Origin of the sequence: Stieleria neptunia (assembly GCF_007754155.1) — a bacterium.
GTDB classification, from domain to species: domain Bacteria; phylum Planctomycetota; class Planctomycetia; order Pirellulales; family Pirellulaceae; genus Stieleria; species Stieleria neptunia.
On record NZ_CP037423.1, the window covers coordinates 10,704,876 to 10,722,641 of the forward strand.

Annotated in this window: 12 protein-coding genes; 8 read left to right on the forward strand and 4 right to left on the reverse strand. The window is 60.1% G+C overall.

Annotation, left to right across the window (positions count from 1 at the left end; genetic code table 11):
• Positions 1 to 2: 2 nt before the first annotated feature.
• Both Enr13x_RS36615 and Enr13x_RS36620 read right to left on the reverse strand, forming a co-directional pair.
• Positions 3 to 1,322 carry an efflux RND transporter periplasmic adaptor subunit gene (locus Enr13x_RS36615; RefSeq protein ID WP_197455642.1) on the reverse strand — a complete coding sequence of 440 codons (1,320 nt, stop codon included), beginning with the start codon at positions 1,320 to 1,322 and terminating at the stop codon, positions 3 to 5.
• 234 nt (positions 1,323 to 1,556) lie between these two features.
• Positions 1,557 to 3,410, reverse strand: a complete 1,854-nt coding sequence (locus tag Enr13x_RS36620; protein ID WP_145391861.1) for a response regulator — start codon at positions 3,408 to 3,410, stop codon at positions 1,557 to 1,559.
• Positions 3,411 to 3,732: 322 nt separating this feature from the next.
• Here Enr13x_RS36620 and Enr13x_RS36625 point away from each other — a divergent pair, with 322 nt between their 5' ends.
• From Enr13x_RS36625 to Enr13x_RS36655, 7 genes are all read left to right on the forward strand, one after another.
• Complete coding sequence (locus Enr13x_RS36625) at positions 3,733 to 5,916, forward strand: TonB-dependent receptor plug domain-containing protein (protein WP_145391862.1); 2,184 nt, start codon at positions 3,733 to 3,735, stop codon at positions 5,914 to 5,916.
• A gap of 59 nt (positions 5,917 to 5,975) precedes the next feature.
• Positions 5,976 to 6,506, forward strand: coding sequence for a YfiR family protein (locus Enr13x_RS36630; protein ID WP_231744003.1), 531 nt, complete (start codon positions 5,976 to 5,978; stop codon positions 6,504 to 6,506).
• Positions 6,507 to 6,511: 5 nt separating this feature from the next.
• On the forward strand, positions 6,512 to 8,239 hold the full coding sequence (locus tag Enr13x_RS36635) for an ATP-binding protein (RefSeq protein ID WP_145391864.1): 1,728 nt from the start codon (positions 6,512 to 6,514) through the stop codon (positions 8,237 to 8,239).
• A 101-nt stretch (positions 8,240 to 8,340) separates the two neighbouring features.
• A complete protein-coding gene (locus tag Enr13x_RS36640) occupies positions 8,341 to 9,336 on the forward strand; it encodes a sugar phosphate isomerase/epimerase family protein (RefSeq protein WP_145391865.1) in 996 nt (331 codons plus the stop codon).
• Positions 9,337 to 9,392: 56 nt separating this feature from the next.
• Positions 9,393 to 10,778 (forward strand): TMEM43 family protein, encoded by a 1,386-nt coding sequence (locus Enr13x_RS36645; protein WP_145391866.1) that lies wholly within the window; start codon positions 9,393 to 9,395, stop codon positions 10,776 to 10,778.
• A 35-nt stretch (positions 10,779 to 10,813) separates the two neighbouring features.
• Positions 10,814 to 12,970, forward strand: coding sequence for a M3 family metallopeptidase (locus Enr13x_RS36650; protein WP_145391867.1), 2,157 nt, complete (start codon positions 10,814 to 10,816; stop codon positions 12,968 to 12,970).
• 206 nt (positions 12,971 to 13,176) lie between these two features.
• On the forward strand, positions 13,177 to 14,442 hold the full coding sequence (locus tag Enr13x_RS36655; RefSeq protein WP_145391868.1) for a PQQ-binding-like beta-propeller repeat protein: 1,266 nt from the start codon (positions 13,177 to 13,179) through the stop codon (positions 14,440 to 14,442).
• Positions 14,443 to 14,597: 155 nt separating this feature from the next.
• On the opposite strand, the gene Enr13x_RS36660 is transcribed toward Enr13x_RS36655, so the two are convergent.
• Both Enr13x_RS36660 and Enr13x_RS36665 read right to left on the reverse strand, forming a co-directional pair.
• Entirely contained in the window at positions 14,598 to 15,455 is an 858-nt protein-coding gene (locus Enr13x_RS36660; RefSeq protein WP_197455644.1) for a sugar phosphate isomerase/epimerase family protein, read from the reverse strand.
• Between the two features lie 122 nt (positions 15,456 to 15,577).
• The gene (locus Enr13x_RS36665) at positions 15,578 to 16,816 is read right to left on the reverse strand and encodes a Gfo/Idh/MocA family protein (protein ID WP_231744004.1); all 1,239 of its coding nucleotides are present in this window, start codon (positions 16,814 to 16,816) and stop codon (positions 15,578 to 15,580) included.
• A gap of 334 nt (positions 16,817 to 17,150) precedes the next feature.
• On the opposite strand from Enr13x_RS36665, the gene Enr13x_RS36670 reads away from it, so the two are divergent.
• A complete protein-coding gene (locus Enr13x_RS36670) occupies positions 17,151 to 17,708 on the forward strand; it encodes an RNA polymerase sigma factor (RefSeq protein WP_145391871.1) in 558 nt (185 codons plus the stop codon).
• The last annotated feature ends 58 nt before the right edge of the window (positions 17,709 to 17,766 follow it).

Genomic DNA, 17,766 nt, shown 5'->3' on the forward strand with positions numbered 1-17,766 from the left:
TCTCAACCGTCTCCGACGGTAACCTCCACGGATTGCCCGGCCGCCAAACGCTCGTTGCCGCGCGTGACGACGATCGCGTCGGCGTCCACTTCGCCGCTGACGGCAATCCAGTCTCCCTGGGCGACCCCCAGTTTGACCGGCACTTTGCGGACCACGGCCGACTGTGATTCACCGCCGGCCGATTCACCGCCGGCCGATGCGGCGCGGCCGACATCGACGACAAACACGGATTGGCCGATCCCGTCCAAGACGATGGCATCGGTGGGCACAAACGTCTGTTCCGTTTCGGGCCCGATCGGCAAATCCATTCGCACGACCATCCCGGACATCAACAGCGGGATGCCGTCGTCGATGCGGTTCTTGATCCGGACCAACACCGGAAAGGTTCGCGAGCGGGTATCGGCCGCCGGCACGATGCGTTCCAACTGGCCCAGCAACAATTCGCCCGGCCGCGCGTCGAACTCCACATGGATCGTCTGCCCCGGACGCAAGGACACCACCTGAGCGGCCGGAACAGCCACCTCCACCCTGACGGTGTCCAAATCGATCAAGTCGACGACCGGATCACCCGCGGTGATCCAAGCGCCCGCTTCGGTGTATTCGGCCGTCACGTAGCCGTCGAAGGGGGCGATCAGGGTGTGTTTCTTCAGTCGGTCTTCGAGCAATCGGACTTGTTCGCGCTGCAGATCCACGCGTGCCTGGGCCTGGGCGACCTGTTCGACACGCGGACCGCTGACGAGCCGAGCGTGTGCGATGGTCGCCGCTTGCAACAACTGTCGCGACGAATCGGCTTCCGCGGTCGCCACGTCGAGCTCTTCGATCGAAGCGGCTTTGGATTGAACCAGTTTTGACATCCGCGCGAGCTGGCTGGCCGAGCGTCGGGCGATCGCCCCGGCGGCCTCCTTTCGCGCCTCGGCTTCGGCGATGTCTTCGTCGCGTGATCCGGCTTCAAGCTCCGCCAATTGATGTTCCACCAGACGCAGTTCCGCTTTGGCCGCGGCGATCTCGATCTGGATCACGTCGGTCTGCAAATCGGCTACCGCGTCACCGGCGGCAAGCCGATCGCCACGCTTGGCGTGCAAGGTTCTCAGCCGACCGGGCAGCGAATAGCCGATCGTCGTGGTTCGGCTGGGCGTGACCGTCCCCAACAACTGATACGCCGACTTCGACTCCCCCGTGCGGACGCGGCAAGCCATAACCGGCTGAAGGGGTGCTTGATCGGAGATGCCCGGCGGTTGGGCGGGCGCTCCATCGGCGATCAAAAGAACGCCGATCAACATGCCGGACCCGATGGCCCGACTGACGCGTGACGAAATGGACATGGGATGCATCCGAATCGCACCGTTGGGGCAACGGTCGATTCATCGGTGAGGTGGGATCGAGGCGGGGGGAGCGCGGGGCTGACGCGATTCTAATTGAACGCGTTGGGCCTCACCACACTGCAACCAAAGAAATCGTGGTTTGGTGATCGTTTGATCGTCCCCCTCCCGCCTTCATTCCACCCATTTTTGGGCCATCCATTATTTGGCCCATCAATGGTTTGACCAACCCAATTGCTACGTGGTTGCCACATCAACGTCGCGGCATTCGTGTCGCAAGACGCGTTGATCATCAAGGATTTCGCGGACCGACGCCAACAGATCCTCAGCGGTAAACGGTTTATGGACGACCGGGTAGCCGGGCGGGACTTCTCCATTCTGGGCGACTTCGGGGTCATGCCCGGTACAGAACAGCAACGGCAGCTCGGGGTTGCTTTCGGCGATCTGACCGCAGGCTTCACGCCCGGTCATGTTGGGCATCATCACGTCCAAAATCGCCAGATCGATTTGATCGTCCAGTTCATGGACGCGTTGCACCGCCTCCTGTCCATCGGAGGCCAAGACGACGTGGTATCCGGCGCGCTGCAGGATCCGGCTGCTGACCTGTCGCAACAGTTCTTCATCGTCGGCAATCAAGATCGTGCCGATGCTGCTGCGGTCGTCTTCGCCGCGATCGATCACGGGCTGGCTGCTCGGCGGTGTCGTCGCGCGATCCTTGACAGCGGGCAGATAGATACGAAACGTTGTGCCCACGCCGACTTCCGATTGGACTTCGATGTGCCCCTGATGCTGTTTCACCAAACCGTACACCATCGCCATCCCCAAGCCTGTCCCCGAGCCGATTTCCTTGGTGGTGAAGAACGGTTCAAACACCCGCTCCACCACATCGGGCGGCATGCCGCTGCCGGTGTCGGAGATCGAAATGCGGACAAACGGGCCGGGCCGAAGCACGTCGTCCCGGCGACAGTACGCTTCATCCAAGTCAACCAACTCGGTGGACAACGTGAGCCGGCCGGTGCCGTCCATGGCGTCGCGTGAGTTGATACAGCAATTCAGCAGGGCCTGTTGCAGTTCGACCGAATCGGCGTGAACCATCGCGGAGGCGGGATGCAGGTTTTGGCACAGTGTGATGCGTGATCCCAGCAGCGGCTTGGCCAGCCCGACCAGTTCTGCGACGACAGCATTGACATCGAGATCGATACAACAGAGCGGCTTGCGGCGGCTGAACCCGAGCAACTGGCGGGTCAAAGACGTGGCGCGCTCGCCGGCTTTGAAAATGCATTTCATGTCTTCGTGCAGCCGCTCGCCGGGGCGTGTCGCGTCCAGTCCAAACTGCGTGTACGACAGGATGATCTGCAGCAGATTGTTGAATTCGTGGGCGATCCCACCGGCCAGCATCCCGACCGCTTCCAATTTTTGCGACTCGCGCAACTGCCTTTCTTTTTCCAGCAGTTGTTCCTGCGCCAATTCACGTTGTTTCATCTCGCGACGAATTTCTTTCGTCTTGACCGCCACGGTCCTTTCCAGATCCGCAACCGTGCTGCGAGAGGCTTCGGTCAGCTTTCTCTTTTTGGTCATGGCCGCAGCGATCTGGGCGACCTCGGCGGCGTCGAAGGGTTTGCGCAGAATCAGCAATTGATCGCTGTTGCCGAGTTCTTCGACGATCTCCGACCAGGAATAGTCCGAGAACGCGGTGCAGATCAAGACTTGCAGATCGGGGTCGGCCTTCCACAACTGGCGGATCGTCTCGACGCCGTCCCAGCCCGGCGGCATCCGCATGTCGACAAACGCCGTACTGAAGGGGCGACCTTCCTGGATCGCCTGGCACACCATCCGGTATCCGTCTTCACCCTGATAGGCGGACGACAGCTCGTAGCACCGCGACGCTTTGGATTGTCGCGACGCGGAACCGAACAAGGACACTTCGAGTGAATCCAATTCCGCGTCGGCTTCCGAATCGTCACACAGGATCTTGCGAAAATCATCATGGATCGCCGTGTTGTCATCGATGATGATGATTCGCGGATTCCCGGAATCTTCCACGACTTGTTCGCCCGCAATCCCCGCGCCGGCCCTGTGTGCTTCGTCCATCGTCTCTGGATCGCCCTTCGTTGAGTGTCACTGTTGCTTCCAACCTTCGCTTGTGATCAGCCGGCCGACCTTGATCGCAGGAAATAACTGATTGAATTGCTTCGATTTGAGGGACAACCGACACTCCCGGTCCGCATTCTCAAACCGCCCGGGGGAGCCGCTGCGTTGTGAGTCCGCGGAGGATTCGCTGCGGTTTTCCGTAAAGCTCGTTGAATCGGTGGAATGGGACCGTCGCACATTCGACAACACAAGAAGGTGGTCACGGATACACCGATGTGCTGGATAAACACGTCAACGATACGGAAGTCGTTCCTGGGGCGGTATGGTGCAGACAGAATTTCAAGACAGGGCGGCCGACGATGACGTCGCGGGAATGCCTCGTCGTTTGGGGTGGCGACCGGAACATCGTTCATGTCGGCGCCACGTCGTCGCGGGGGTGCTCTGGGCGTTCCTGCTGACAGCGGCCCCCGCGCTCGGTCAGGCTGCCGGGCCACTGGCCCCCGCCGAACAACCCGCGTCGGCCCCGCGGCAAAACCAACACCCCGACGGCGTCGACGATGCGGTCCTCGACGAAGAGGAACTCGACAGCGAACTGGATTCACTGTTGGACCAAGACCTCGGTTCGCTGCGGCGGACGTCGGTCGCGCCGGCGCTGGATGTCGAAGTGTCTTCGGTCTCGCGTCAGAAAAGCACGATCGGCCGGTCCCCGGCGGCCGTGTTCGTGATCACCGGCGAAATGATTCGTCGCAGCGGCTACCAGTCGATCCCCGAAGTGCTCCGTCTGGCACCGGGGCTTCAGGTGGCGCGGATCGATGGAAACAAGTGGAGCGTCAGCAGTCGGGGCGAGTCGGGCCGATTCAGCGACAAGTTGTTGGTGCAAATCGACGGCCGGACCGTTTACAACCCGCTGTTCGCCGGAGTGCTGTGGGATGTCCAAGACGTGCTGTTGGAAGACGTCTTGCGGATCGAAGTCATCCGCGGTCCCGGCGCGACGGTGTGGGGCGCCAATGCCGTCAACGGAGTGATCAACATCTTGACCAAGCCCAGTTCGCAAACCCACGGCAGCTACGCCATCGCCGGCGCCGGCACGCTGGAACAGGGTTTCGTCGGCGGACGCATCGGGGGGCGCACCGAACGAGGCGTCGACTACCGCGTCTGGGGCAAATGGTTTCAGCGGGACGAGATGGACCTGGTCGGCGGCACACCCTATGACGCGACAGACCAGGCCCGTCTGGGATTCCGAACCGATTGGGAATCACCCGCCGATGACAAGCTGACCTTTCAAGGCCAGTACTACAACGGCGAATCAGACAGCCTGGCCGACAAAGATCTCGCCGGTCGCATCGAGTTCGACCAACCGGTTTCCGGGGGCAACCTGCTGACGCGTTGGACGCGGACGCATTCGCCGGATCACGAATCCTCGCTGCAACTCTATTACGACCGTTTCGATCGCAGTGCTTATGGATTCGGCCAACAGACCCACATCTTTGACTTGGATTTCCAGAGCCGATTCCGCTACCGCTGTGATCACCGGATCATTTGGGGAGCCGGCTACCGAGCGATTTTTGACAAACTGACCAACAACGAACCGCTGCCGTACATCGCCGCCGATCCCGAGCGGCGCACCGTTCAACGGTTCAACGCGTTCGTTCAAGACGAAATGACGTTGTTGGAAGACGCCTGGTATTTCACGCTCGGTTCCAAGTTCTCGCACAACACATATAGCAATTTCGAACTGCAACCCAGCGCCCGGCTGCTCTGGTTGCCCAGCGAATCCGCAGCGGCCTGGTGCGCGGTCTCGCGGGCGGTCCGCACCCCTTCGCGCCTGTCGGCCGACGGCCGATTGATTGTCAATCAACCGGTGCCCCTGGGCAATTTCCCACTCGAACTCCGCGGTGTCGGCGACTTGGGCGCGGAGAACCTGGTGTCTTACGAGCTGGGCTATCGACAACAAACCAACGAGTTCTTCGCCTGGGATGCGACGGCCTATTTCCATGACTACGACAAGCTGCAAGTGCTGCGACTGAACGTTCCTCCCGCAGCGCTCCCCTTTCTCGAACTCTCCGACGCCGCCGCGGCCGATGGCTATGGGTTTGAAGTTTCGGCGACCGCACAGCTGACCGCGTGTTGGAGCCTGAGAGGCTGGTACGCGTTCCAGCGCATTGAATTCGACGAGCCGCCGCCGTCGGTCGCCGGTACGGCAGGCAAATCCGGTGCGCTGCCGCGGAACCAGGTTTCGCTGACCCAATCCTTCGACCTGAACCGCGGACGACAGCTGGACATCATCACCCGTTACGTCGACAACCTGCCCGCCGAAGCGACCCCTTCGTACGTGGCCGTCGACACACGATTCGCCTGGAACCTCGGCCGCAACCTTTCCGCTTCGGTCGTCGGACGCAACCTGTTTGACCGACGGCACCGCGAGTTCGGCCCCAGTTTCTTCACCGGCGACGTTTCCACCGAAGTACCGCGCAGTGTGCACGCGTACGTGGAGTGGCGTCGATGAAGCGGATTCCTTCATGCACTCACGTTCCCCGGCGCACATGGCGTCGGACCGGTGTCCTGGTGACGCTGTTGGTCTTGACCGGCCTCTTGACCGGTCCACCCGCCGCCGCGCAAACCGGGATGGCTTCGGAACGGAACGTCAAAGTCGCCTACTTATACAATTTCCTGCGCTACGTCCGTTGGCCCCCGACGGCCTACGCCGACGATTCCGCGCCCACCGTGATCGGGATCATGAGCGGCGATCCGCATGGCCGACTGCTGAACCAAGTCGCCGCGACGAAGAGCGTCCGGGGCCGACGGATCGTCGTCCGCCAATTTGATTCGGTCAGCGAGATCCAAGCCTGCCACCTGGTCTTCCTGCATGCCGGAACCGCTCCGTCAGACGAAGCCGAGGCGATCGCGCGGACCGCACAACAAAACGCGCTGTTGATTTGCGATGCCGTGGTGGCCCCTCAGCGCGGCGTCCCGATCCGTTTTTTCGCCGACCACGATGGCACCATCGGATTGAAAATCAACGTCGACGCGATGGCCCGACGCGGTCTTCAGGCGGACGCCAAACTGCTCAACATCGCGACCATCGAACGAGACTAGACCCCATGGGAAGAACCACCAAACGATTCCGCGACTTTTCCGTTCAAACCAAGCTGACGTTCTTGGCTGCCACGGCGATCACGTTGGCCGTCTCGGTCGCCTGCGTCATCTTTGTGATCCTGGACGTCCAGCGCATCTCCGCGTCCAAGGCCACGCAATTGACGGCGATCGCCGAGACGCTCAGCACCAACAGCACGGCGGCGCTGGCGTTTGGCCAACAGGACGCCGCCGAAGAACTGCTGGCCGCGATCAAGGGCCGGGAAACGATCGACATCGCGTGCATCTTGGACGCCGATGCGTCCGTGTTTGCGATCTACCGACGATTCGGCGATCCCGCAGAGTTTCATCCCCAGTCGGTCACGCTCGGTGCGCACTACGATCCAGACGGGTTTCTGAACGTGGCGGTGCCCATCACCGACGACGGCGACCGCCTGGGCACGCTGTTTCTGCGTGAAACGACCGCCGATCTCGGCCAGGCGCGCACGGCTCATGTCCTGGCCGCGGCCGTCGTGCTGGCGATTTCGATCATCATCGGTGTGTTCGCCTCCTCACTCCTCCAGGACTCCGTGACCGCGCCGATCTTGCGGCTGGCGTCGACGGCCAAGACCATTTCACAGAGCGAAGACTGCGCGATCCGAGTCCATCACGACAGTGACGATGAGATCGGCGTCTTGTACCGCCAATTCAATGGCATGCTGGATCGTGTTCAGTCGCGTGAAAAAGCCGTCATCCAAGCGAGCGAGCGGTTGCAAGAACTGAACCAAGAACTGGAACAACGCGTCGCCGAACGGACCAGCGAACTGGAACAATCCAACACCGCCTTGCAAAGCCAAATCGAAGCCAAAGATCTGGCGACGAAACAGTTGCAAAATACCCACGCACAACTCCTGGAAGTGTCGCGGCGGGCCGGCATGGCCGATATCGCCAACGGCGTGTTGCACAACATCGGAAACGTTCTCAATAGTTTGAACATCAGCGCCAACCTGATCGACGAACGACTCCGCAACGTCAAACTCGCCAGCCTCGAAAAAGCCGTCGAATTGTTGACACAAAACGAAGACGAACTCGCCGAGTTCCTGCTGCGAAGCGACCAGGGCAAAATCTTGCCGCGATACCTGGGCAAACTCTCCGGCAGCATGCGTGAGGACCAACGTTCCATCTTGGACGAAATCGAATCCCTGGCGTCCAACGTCGAGCACATCAAAGACATCGTCCGCGCCCAACAATCCCACGCCGGGGCGTTCGGCGTGATGGAACAACTGCATCCGGCCGCCTTGTTCGAAGACGCGATCCATTTTGTGCACGATTCCTTCTCCAAACACAACGTCGAAATCGTCAAAGACTACGGCCACGTCCCCGCAATCGAAATTGAGAAATCCAAGGCCATCCAGATCATCGTCAACCTGATCAAGAACGCCAAGGAATCCGTGCTCGAACACGATTCGGAACTCAAACGCGTGACGCTTCGTCTGGAACAATCCGGTGACGAAGTTTGTTTCCAGGTCAGTGACAGCGGGACGGGGATCGCGCCGGACCGAATCACCACGATCTTCTCCAACGGCTTCACGACCAAAAAAGACGGGCACGGTTTCGGACTCCACGCCTCCGCAACCGCGGCGGTCGAACTGGGCGGCAGATTGTCGGTCCACAGCGAGGGGATCGGCCAGGGCGCGACGTTCACGTTGATGCTGCCCGTCTCGATCCGCACCCGACACAAGGCACTCGCCGGGTAACAAAACACCCACGCAGAGAGCGGCACAACTCGCGCCGATACGCTAAAACAACACGGTAGACGAGGCGACATCCATGACACCGGCCGCGAGCAACCGATCCGATGCAACCATCCCGTTCCCACCACCGTGACCAAACCGTTTCCCCTGAACCGACCCCAATCGACCGCCGGCAATGGATCGCCGGAGCGTTGGCCACTCCGTTGGCTTCCGGAATGCTGGCCTCCGGAATACCGGCACCGGCGGCGGAAACATCCGGCCCCCCAAAACGCGCCAACCGGATCGCCGTTTCCACCTACTCCTACTGGCGCTACCGCGACGACAGCAAGCTGACGATCGAGCAGTGCATCGACTTGGCCGCCGAAACGGGATTCGATGGCGTCGAAATCCTGCACGTCCAAATGGAAGATGAATCCAACGCCGCGCTGCAACGCATCAAACAACGCGCCTTTCGATCCGGATTGGATTTGTGCGGTTTTTCCACTCACCAGTCGTTCGTTTTCCCCGATGCCGCCAAGCGTGACGAAAACGTCCGCCACACCATCCACTGTATCGAACTGGCCTACGCACTCGGCATCCCGACCATCCGCGTCAACACCGGACGCTGGGGAACGTCAAAGGATTTCGATACCCTGATGGCCAACAAGGGCATCGAGCCCAGGTTGGAAGGCTACAGCGACGACGACGGATTTGCCTGGGTCCGCGAAGGACTCGAAAAGTGCTTGCCGGTCGCGGAAAAATGCGGCGTCGTGCTGGGGCTGGAAAACCACTGGGGACTCGGACGCACCGCCGACGGCGTGCTCCGGCTGATCCGCGAAATCGATTCCCCCTGGTTGCGAGCCACCTTGGACACGGGCAACTTCTTGGAAAACCAATACGAACAATACGAGCAACTGGCGCCCGAAGCCGTCTTCGTTCAAGCCAAGACCTACTTCGGCGGGGGCACCTGGTACACGCTGGAGATCGATTACGACCGAGTCGCAAACATCTTGGCGGGGGTCAACTACCAGGGATACATCTCGCTGGAATTTGAAGGCCAGGAGTCGCACGAAACGGCGATCCCCAAGAGCCTGGAAACCTTGCGCAAGGCGTTTGCCTGAAAGACCGGAGGGCTCGCGCCCTGCCGCCAACAAAAAATGGAATCGGGAGAAAACAGATGGGAACACACGTCACAGAAGAGTCATGGTTCGGTCGCCTCGGCAAGGCGTTTGTCGGCATCCTGTTCGGCGGTCTACTGACCATCGTCTCGGTCCCGGTCTTGTTCTGGAACGAAGGCCGCGCCGTCCGGACCGCCAAGGGACTGAAGGAAGGCGCCAAAGTCGTCGTCGAGATCCAACCCGATTCGGTCGATCCGGCCAACGATGGAAAGTTTGTCCACGTCTCCGGTGACGTCCAAACCAGCGACGTGCTTCGTGATGACGACTTCGCCATCGAATACAACGGGATTCGATTGACGCGGCACGTCGAGATGTACCAATGGAACGAGAACGAACAAACCAAGAAGGACAAAAAGCTGGGCGGGGGAACCCGGACGACCACCACCTACACCTACGAAAAAGATTGGTACCCGGGACGGATCGATTCAAGCGAGTTTGACGAAGCAGCGTCGCACCAGAATCCGACCGAATTCGTGTTCGCCGATCGAACCTACCAGGCCAAAAACGTCTCCCTGGGCCGGTTCCGTCTTCCCGACTCGCTGATCGCCATGATCGGCGGCGAAGACGCCTTGGAACTTGACGCGGCCAACGTCCCCGAAGCGTTCAAGGATCGCTCGATCATTCGTAACGATGGCCCCAACGGCGCCTCGCGGATCTACCTGTTTGCAAACCCGCTATCGGACACCGCGCCAGATCAGACCGTCGCGGCGGAAGCAGCCGTGGACGAGTCCGTGGAACTGGCGCTCACCCCGCCGGCCCAATCATTACCCGTCGAAACAAAGTCTCCCGAAACGGATGCGACCGACGGCCCACCCCCGACCGGCACCGCATCCCCACCCGCCCAGTCCGGCAATCCCGGCCTGCGGGCAATCGAGACACCGCAGATCGGCGACGTACGCCTGTGGTTCACCGCGACGCCGGTGCAGACGGTCAGCCTGCTCAGCCAACAAACCGGCGAGTCCTTTCAGCCGTTTGAAACGCACTACAACACCACCATCAACGTGCTGAAAGTCGGCGTCATCAGCGCCGCCGAAATGATCGCCCAAGAAGAGGCCGCCAATCGAATGCTGACCTGGTTCTTGCGGGCCGCCGGATCGATGATGATGTTTTTCGGGTTGATGTTGTTGCTGCGCCCCCTGGTCGTGCTAGCCGATGTCCTCCCGCTGGCCGGTTCACTCGTCGGATTCGGCACCGCCATCGTCGCCGGCTTGCTGACCATCGCCGGGGCGATGACCGTGATCGGAATCGCATGGGTCTTCTATCGGCCCGTGTTGGGGATCAGTTTGCTGGTCGTCGCCGTCGCCGCGGTCTACCTGATTTTCCGCCGCGGTCGGTCCAAGCGCGGACAACAGCGCGATACACTCACCCACGCCGATCTGGCGTGACCGGTCACCGATCTGGACTTCAACCCCACGACCCTATGAAACGCTTACCAATCGCCGCACTTTCGTTCGGCTTCTTGATTTTGAACCTGGGCCTGTTGCGGGCTCAGGAGGATACGAACACCACCACGACGGAGCAAAAAGGAATGACTGATTCGGTACTGCTGAAACCATGGACGGGACCCTATGGAGGCGTACCGCCGTGGGATCTGGTGCGCAGCGAAGAGTTTATCGATGCCTTTGACGCGGCCATCGCACAAGCGTCCGCGGACATCGACACGATCGCCACCAACCCCGAACCGGCCACGTTTGAAAACACCGTGGTGGCGATGGAAAAAGCCGGACAAGCGCTCGATCGCCTGGATGCGATCTTCGGTGTCCACTCCTCCAACCTGAACCTCGGTCCGATCCCTGACATCGAACGCGTCGTCGCGCCAAAACTTTCCGCCCACTCCGACAGCATCTACCAGAACAGCGCGCTGTTCGAACGACTCAAGGCGATCTACGAAAGCGACGAAAAAAAATCCATGACCGTCGCACAAGTCCGCTTGATCGACGACCTCTACAAAACGTTCGTTCGTCGCGGCGCCCAACTCAATGCCAGTGACAAGGCCCGGCTGACACGAATCAACGCGGACCTTTCGCGGTTGTTTACCGATTTCAGCCAAAACGTCCTCGAAGACGAAAAGCGATTCGTGACCTGGGTCGAACAGGAATCGGATTTGGATGGGTTGCCCGAAAGCGTGGTGGCGTCCATGAAACGGGCCGCCGAAGAACGCGGCAAACCCGATCAATGGGCGGTGACCAACACCCGATCGTCGATGGATCCGTTCTTGACCTACAGCACCAACCGACCGCTCCGCGAACAAGTCTGGCGGACCTATTACAACCGCTGTGACAACGGTGACGAACACGACAACAACGGAATCATCACCGAAATCCTGGCACTCCGCCGCGAACGGGCCAAACTGCTCGGCTATCCCACCCACGCCCACTGGCGTTTGGAACCGACGATGGCGAAAAAGCCCGAGGCAACCTTTGCACTGATGAACCAAGTGTGGCCCAAGGCCGTCGCCCGCGTCACCGAAGAGGTCGCCGACATGCAGAAGATCGCCGACGCCGATGCATCCGATCCCGCAGAAAAGATCACCATCGAGCCCTGGGACTACCGCTTCTACGCCGAGAAAGTCCGCAAGGCGAAATATGACCTGGACCTCGGTGAAGTCAAACCCTACCTGCAACTGGAAAAGCTCCGCGAAGGCATGTTCTGGGTCGCCGGCGAACTGTTCGGTTTTCAATTCACGCCCGCCAAAGACGTTCCGGTTTTTCATCCCGATGTCCGCGTCTGGGAAGTCACCGGCCGCGACGGACAACATGTCGGACTGTGGTACTTTGATCCCTACGCGCGCACCGGAAAACGAAGCGGCGCCTGGATGACCGCCTACCGCGTCCAACAGAACATGGGCGACGCAAAAACACCGATCGTCTCCAATAACTCCAACTTCATCCCGGGCGGTCAAGACGAAACCGTGCTGATTTCCTGGGACGATGCCGTCACCCTGTTCCACGAATTCGGCCACGCCCTGCACGGGCTCAGTTCCGACGTGAACTATCCCTCCCAAGCCGGCACGTCGGTCGCCCGCGACTACGTCGAGTTCCCCTCCCAACTGCTGGAACATTGGCTCGACACACCCGAAGTCCTGCAGAAGTATTGTGTGCACTACGAAACCGGCCAGCCGTTGCCGCAATCACTGATCGACAAGATCAAAAAAGCGTCCACATTCAATCAAGGATTCGCGACGGTCGAATACTTGGCCAGTGCGATCGTCGACATGAAACTGCACACCAGTGATCAAGATCGGATCGACCCGGACGCCTTTGAAACCGAGACACTCAAAGAAATCGGGATGCCCGACGAATTGCCGATGCGACACCGCACGCCGCACTTCGCCCACATCTTCAGCAGCGACAGCTATTCGGCCGGCTATTACAGTTACCTGTGGGCCGACGCGTTGACGGCCGATGCCGCAGAAGCGTTTGAAGAGGCCGGTTCGTACTACGACCCGGAACTTTGCAAGAGCCTGAACGAGAACGTGTTCTCCGTCGGCGACACGATTGACCCCGCCGACGGATTTCGCCGTTTCAGGGGCCGCGACGTCGACACGTCCGCCCTGATGCGCAAACGAGGGTTTTGAGTGGCATTTTGTTACCCCCGCAAGTAACGCTGCGAAGCATTGATTGCATGTGTCTGACGAGGTGTTAGCGGCAGGGCGCAAGCCCTCCGGTTCCTCATCGTTACCAAACACCGGAGGGCTCGCGCCCTACCGCTAACAATGATAACCCGCTTGGCGTCCATGTAAGTGGCACAGCCATCACTGATTGAGACCCCCAAACCAGAACCATGATCACTCCACCACGCTACCTGTTCGTTGTTTTGCTGGGCGGCTTCATCACCACGACCACCTGCCTTGCCGAATACTGGACGGAGTTTCGCGGGCCGGGTGGACAGGGGCATTCCGGCGCCGACTCGCTGCCGCTTTCCTGGAGCGAAACCGAGCACATCGCTTGGAAGATTCCGATCGAAGGTGACGGATGGTCTTCGCCGGTCGTCGCCGATGGAAAAATCTATTTGACCACCGCGACACCGCTCGATGGCGATGCCGACAAGGCGCGATCGTTGCGTGCCCTGTGCATCCGTGCCGACGACGGCCGAATTCTCTGGAACAAGGAAGTCTTCATCCAGTCGGGCGACGGCGTGCAGATGCACAAGAAGAACAGCCACGCCAGTGCCACGCCGGTGCTGGAAGGCGATCGGCTGTACGTGCACTTCGGCCCCTCCGGCACCGCCTGCCTGTCGACCGATGGAGAAATGATTTGGACGACGGACGCACTGCAGTTTCGACCGGTTCACGGCAACGGCGGTTCACCGGTGCTTTACAACGAAACGCTGATCGTCACCTGCGACGGCGGTGACCAACAATTCGTCGCCGGCATCTCGGCAGCCAGCGGCGACGTAAAATGGAAAACCGAGCGGCGAGCGGAAGTCAAAAAAGGGTTTTCGTTTTCCACGCCGATGCTGATCGAAGTCGACGGGCAGCCCCAAGCCGTCTGTCCGGGCAGTGGAGCCGTCGTCGCCTACGACCCCGAAACGGGCGCGGAAATTTGGAGTGTGGACTATGACGAAGGTTATTCCGTTGTGCCGCGCCCCGTTTTCGCCAACGGACTTGTCTTTGTCAGCAGCGGTTACGATTCCGCATCGTTGTACGCGATCGATCCGAGCGGACGCGGTGACGTGACCGATTCGCATGTCCGCTGGACGCTGGACAAGGGCGTCCCCAAGACCCCTTCGATGTTGGCCGTGGGCGATGAATTGTATTTCGTCGACGACGGAGGCGTCGCCTCGTGCGTCGATGCGACCACGGGCAAGCTGCACTGGAAAGAACGTCTGGGCGGAAAGTATTCCGCGTCCCCGTTTTACGGGGCGGGCCGCATCTATTTCCAAAGCGAAACGGGAAAGACGACGGTCATCGCACCTGGGAAGAAATACAATGAATTGGCGGTCAACGATCTCGGCGACTCCGACCGAACCTTTGCATCGTTCGCGGTGATCGACGAAGCGATCTTGCTGAGAAGTGAAACACAGCTGTACCGCATCGAAACCGAGTAGGTCACGCTGTGCGTGACACATGGCATGCACAGCATGCCCTACGCGACGGCTGCAATGGGTCCCGCGATCGATAGGACCAATCGGACAGATGCGACCGATAAATCCTATGTGTCGCATTGGTCCCATTGCACGATCATTGCCCCGGCGGGCAAGCTTCACACCAGATCCAACACCCGGTCCATCTGCTCAGCGATCTCTACCAAACGTTTGCGGTCACCGCCCTTGACCTCCGCGGTCGCCCAGCCGTGGTAATCGATTTTCGCAAGCTCCGCACGGACCTTGGCCCACTCGATGCTGCCTTCACCGAGCGGCTTGCGAAACCCTTCGCGCATGCCTTCGTTCATCGCGACGGTCAAGTCATACTCTTTGATGTCCAACTTCTTCGCGCGGCGACCGATGACTTCCAACCAGTGCTGCGGCCAACCCCAGCGGACGACGTTGCCGACGTCGAAATAGATCCCCACCATCGGACTGTCGAACGAATCGATGAACCGGGCCATTCCCATCGGCTCGATCAGATACGACGCCCAAACGTTTTCGCACAAGATCATCACACCTTGCTTCTCGGCATGCCCGACCGCTTGCCGGATGATCTGCTTGGTCTCCTCGTAGTTCTGTAAATAGCTGATCTTGCGATCGTATCGAACAACGTGCAAGACCGAGCTGGCGCCGAGCATTTTGGCCTGATCGATCGCGCCGACCAAATCGGGATTGCTGGAATGGACCACGCCATGAATCGGCAAACCGGTTGCTTCACTCGCCTGGGCATAAGACCGAACGAGCGCTTCGTTTTCTTTGCCGAGTTTGACGCGAGGTTCCACGCCATCGAAACCGATGTCGCGGATCATGCGAAATTTTTCCAGCACCGATTCGTTGCCGGTGGCCATGTGCAACTTGATGGCTTTCTTGATCTTGCCGGTGAACTGGCCGGCGGCGGCCTTGTTGGGCAGTGACTGTGTTGCCAGCGCGACGGATGCGGCAGCGGCAGATTTCAAAACGGTGCGTCGATGCATGATGTGAATCCGAGAGTGAAGGCGTTGGGAGGTGTAGGTCACGCTGTGCGTGACGTCTGGCATGCATAGCATGCCCTACCGACTCGATCGCAAGCTGGAAGCTTACGCCACTGGCGACTCGGTCACGAAAGCGACCAACCGGATCGGGGCTCGCGACGGATGAAGGGGTCGGCTTCGGGACAACCGACACACTTCATGTTGACCGGATCCCAAGTGATTTTTTTGCCGACACGATAGGCGACGTTGCCCAAATGATTCGCTTCGGTCAACGGACCGGCGTAACTGAACGGGCTGCCGGTCTGGCCGCCGCTTAAACAGGCCGCCACCCATTCTTCATGGTGCCCTGGCGAATCCGGGATGAACGGCTCGGGAGGGACAAAGTCCGTGAAGTCGTCTTCGGGCAACAGCAAATGTTTCCGGTAGTCCGAAAGCAACATGCCTTTCGAACCGATGAACAACACGCCGCTGTTCCACTGTGGAATCTCGCCGCGTTTCCAGATCTCCGGCTTGTGTGTCCCTTGGTGCCACGTCAATTTGACGGGGACCCGATCGCCGCGCTGCCCATAGTGATATTCCGCCGACATCGACGCCGGAGCGATCTCGGGATGGGCTGGCGGGCCAAACGCTTCGACCGTCTGGGGCGCATCCAGTTGGAGCGCCCAGTACGGCAGGTCGTTCCAGTGGCTGCCCAGATCCGACATCGTGCCGTTGCCAAAATCCCACCAGCGGTACCAATTGGGTCCGGGGAAATAGACGTTGTGGAAAGGACGCTTGGGCGCCGGTCCCAGCCAGAGGTCCCAGTCCAAATAACTCGGCGGGGTCATCCCCGTTGCGGGTCTGGAATCGACGAACAACCGATCGTTCTTCTTGGCGTCTGCTTCGGACTGCAGCCCCCAAGCGCGACCGACCCAGACGTGGGCTTCGTGAACGTCACCGATCGCGCCGGACTGAATCAATTCGACCACGCGGTGATAGTTTTCGCCGGCGTGAATCTGTGTTCCCATTTGCGTCACCACACCGGCCCGCGCGGCGGCTTCGGTCACCGCGCGGGTCTCGGCGATGTTGTACGCCAGGGGTTTTTCGCAATAGACGTGCTTGCCCAGTTGCAGCGCCGGCATGGTGGCGAAGGCGTGGGTGTGTTCGGTCGTGCTGACCACTGCCGCATCGATCTCTTTGCCGACGGCGTCATAGAGTTTTCGAAAGTCTTGAAACTTGCGTGCCGCGGGAAACTGCTTCGCCGTGTTTTCGACGAAGCGTGAGTCGACGTCGCAGAGGGCCACGACGTCGACTTTCCCGGTCGCCGTGATCGCCTTTAAATTGCTTCCGCCGCGCCCGCCCACACCGATGAAGGCGACCTTCATGCGGTCGTTCGCGGCGGCCCGGGCACGTCGCGGAACGAGGGACAGCGAGGTGGCTGCCGCGGCAGCGATGGCAGTGTTTTGGACAAGAAACCGACGACGACCGAGAGCATGCATGGCGATAGACCCGGCGAATGGGGGGAGGGTGGAGGGGAAGGGGAAAACGCGGGCTGGCAAAGGAAAAGTGTAACAACCCGGCACACAGGGCGTCGGATTCCGACCAAAATTGATCTCTCCACGCTCTTCGTCACACCGATTCGCCTTTTTTGTCTAAGGCCGTGGCGGTTCGATCGTCTTTCACTGTGCATGGACGAGCATCCTTCTGCTTGCGCGGGCAATGAACCATTTGAATCACCAATGCGACCCATCGTGCGACGATGCCGCCAGCGAGCCGCTGAGCGACCAAGCATGGCTGACCCAAGTCTTTCGGGAAAACGAACTCCCAATGATGGGCTATGCGACACACCTACTGGGCGATCGCGACCGCGCAAGCGACGTCGTTCAAGACACGTTTGTTCGACTGTGCAAGCAGCCTCGCCAGCAGGTCCAAGATCGCGTTCGACAATGGCTGTTTCGGGTCTGCCGCAATCGCGCCTTGGACATCCTGAAGAAGGAGAGCCGGATGAAAACACTCGACGATGCAAACGCCTCACGCCAAATCAGCCGAGACTCCGATCCCGTGTCCATCGCCGAGATGACCGAACGTTACGAAAACGCGCAAGGCCTGTTGGCCACGCTGCCGCCGCGACAGCAAGAAGTCATTCGCTTGAAGATCCATGGGGATTTGAGCTACCGCGAAATCAGCGAATTGACGGGGCTGAGCGTCGGCAATGTCGGGTACCTGCTGAGCACCGGTTTGAAACTGATACGCAACCGACTGGCGACCGCTGAATGATCCCGCACCACTGAACCACCCAACCAACCGCAACGTCACGCGTGGCCGCCGCGCGCAC

Excerpts from the sequence above, each read along its gene's own strand:
- Enr13x_RS36615 (WP_197455642.1), bottom strand. The coding sequence starts at position 1,322 with ATGTCCATTTCGTCACGCGTCAGTCGGGCCATCGGGTCCGGCATGTTG.
- Enr13x_RS36620 (WP_145391861.1), bottom strand. The coding sequence starts at position 3,410 with ATGGACGAAGCACACAGGGCCGGCGCGGGGATTGCGGGCGAACAAGTC.
- Enr13x_RS36625 (WP_145391862.1), top strand. The coding sequence starts at position 3,733 with ATGGTGCAGACAGAATTTCAAGACAGGGCGGCCGACGATGACGTCGCG.
- Enr13x_RS36635 (WP_145391864.1), top strand. The coding sequence starts at position 6,512 with ATGGGAAGAACCACCAAACGATTCCGCGACTTTTCCGTTCAAACCAAG.
- Enr13x_RS36640 (WP_145391865.1), top strand. The coding sequence starts at position 8,341 with ATGCAACCATCCCGTTCCCACCACCGTGACCAAACCGTTTCCCCTGAA.
- Enr13x_RS36645 (WP_145391866.1), top strand. The coding sequence starts at position 9,393 with ATGGGAACACACGTCACAGAAGAGTCATGGTTCGGTCGCCTCGGCAAG.
- Enr13x_RS36650 (WP_145391867.1), top strand. The coding sequence starts at position 10,814 with ATGAAACGCTTACCAATCGCCGCACTTTCGTTCGGCTTCTTGATTTTG.
- Enr13x_RS36655 (WP_145391868.1), top strand. The coding sequence starts at position 13,177 with ATGATCACTCCACCACGCTACCTGTTCGTTGTTTTGCTGGGCGGCTTC.
- Enr13x_RS36660 (WP_197455644.1), bottom strand. The coding sequence starts at position 15,455 with ATGCATCGACGCACCGTTTTGAAATCTGCCGCTGCCGCATCCGTCGCG.
- Enr13x_RS36665 (WP_231744004.1), bottom strand. The coding sequence starts at position 16,816 with ATGAAGGTCGCCTTCATCGGTGTGGGCGGGCGCGGCGGAAGCAATTTA.
- Enr13x_RS36670 (WP_145391871.1), top strand. The coding sequence starts at position 17,151 with ATGAACCATTTGAATCACCAATGCGACCCATCGTGCGACGATGCCGCC.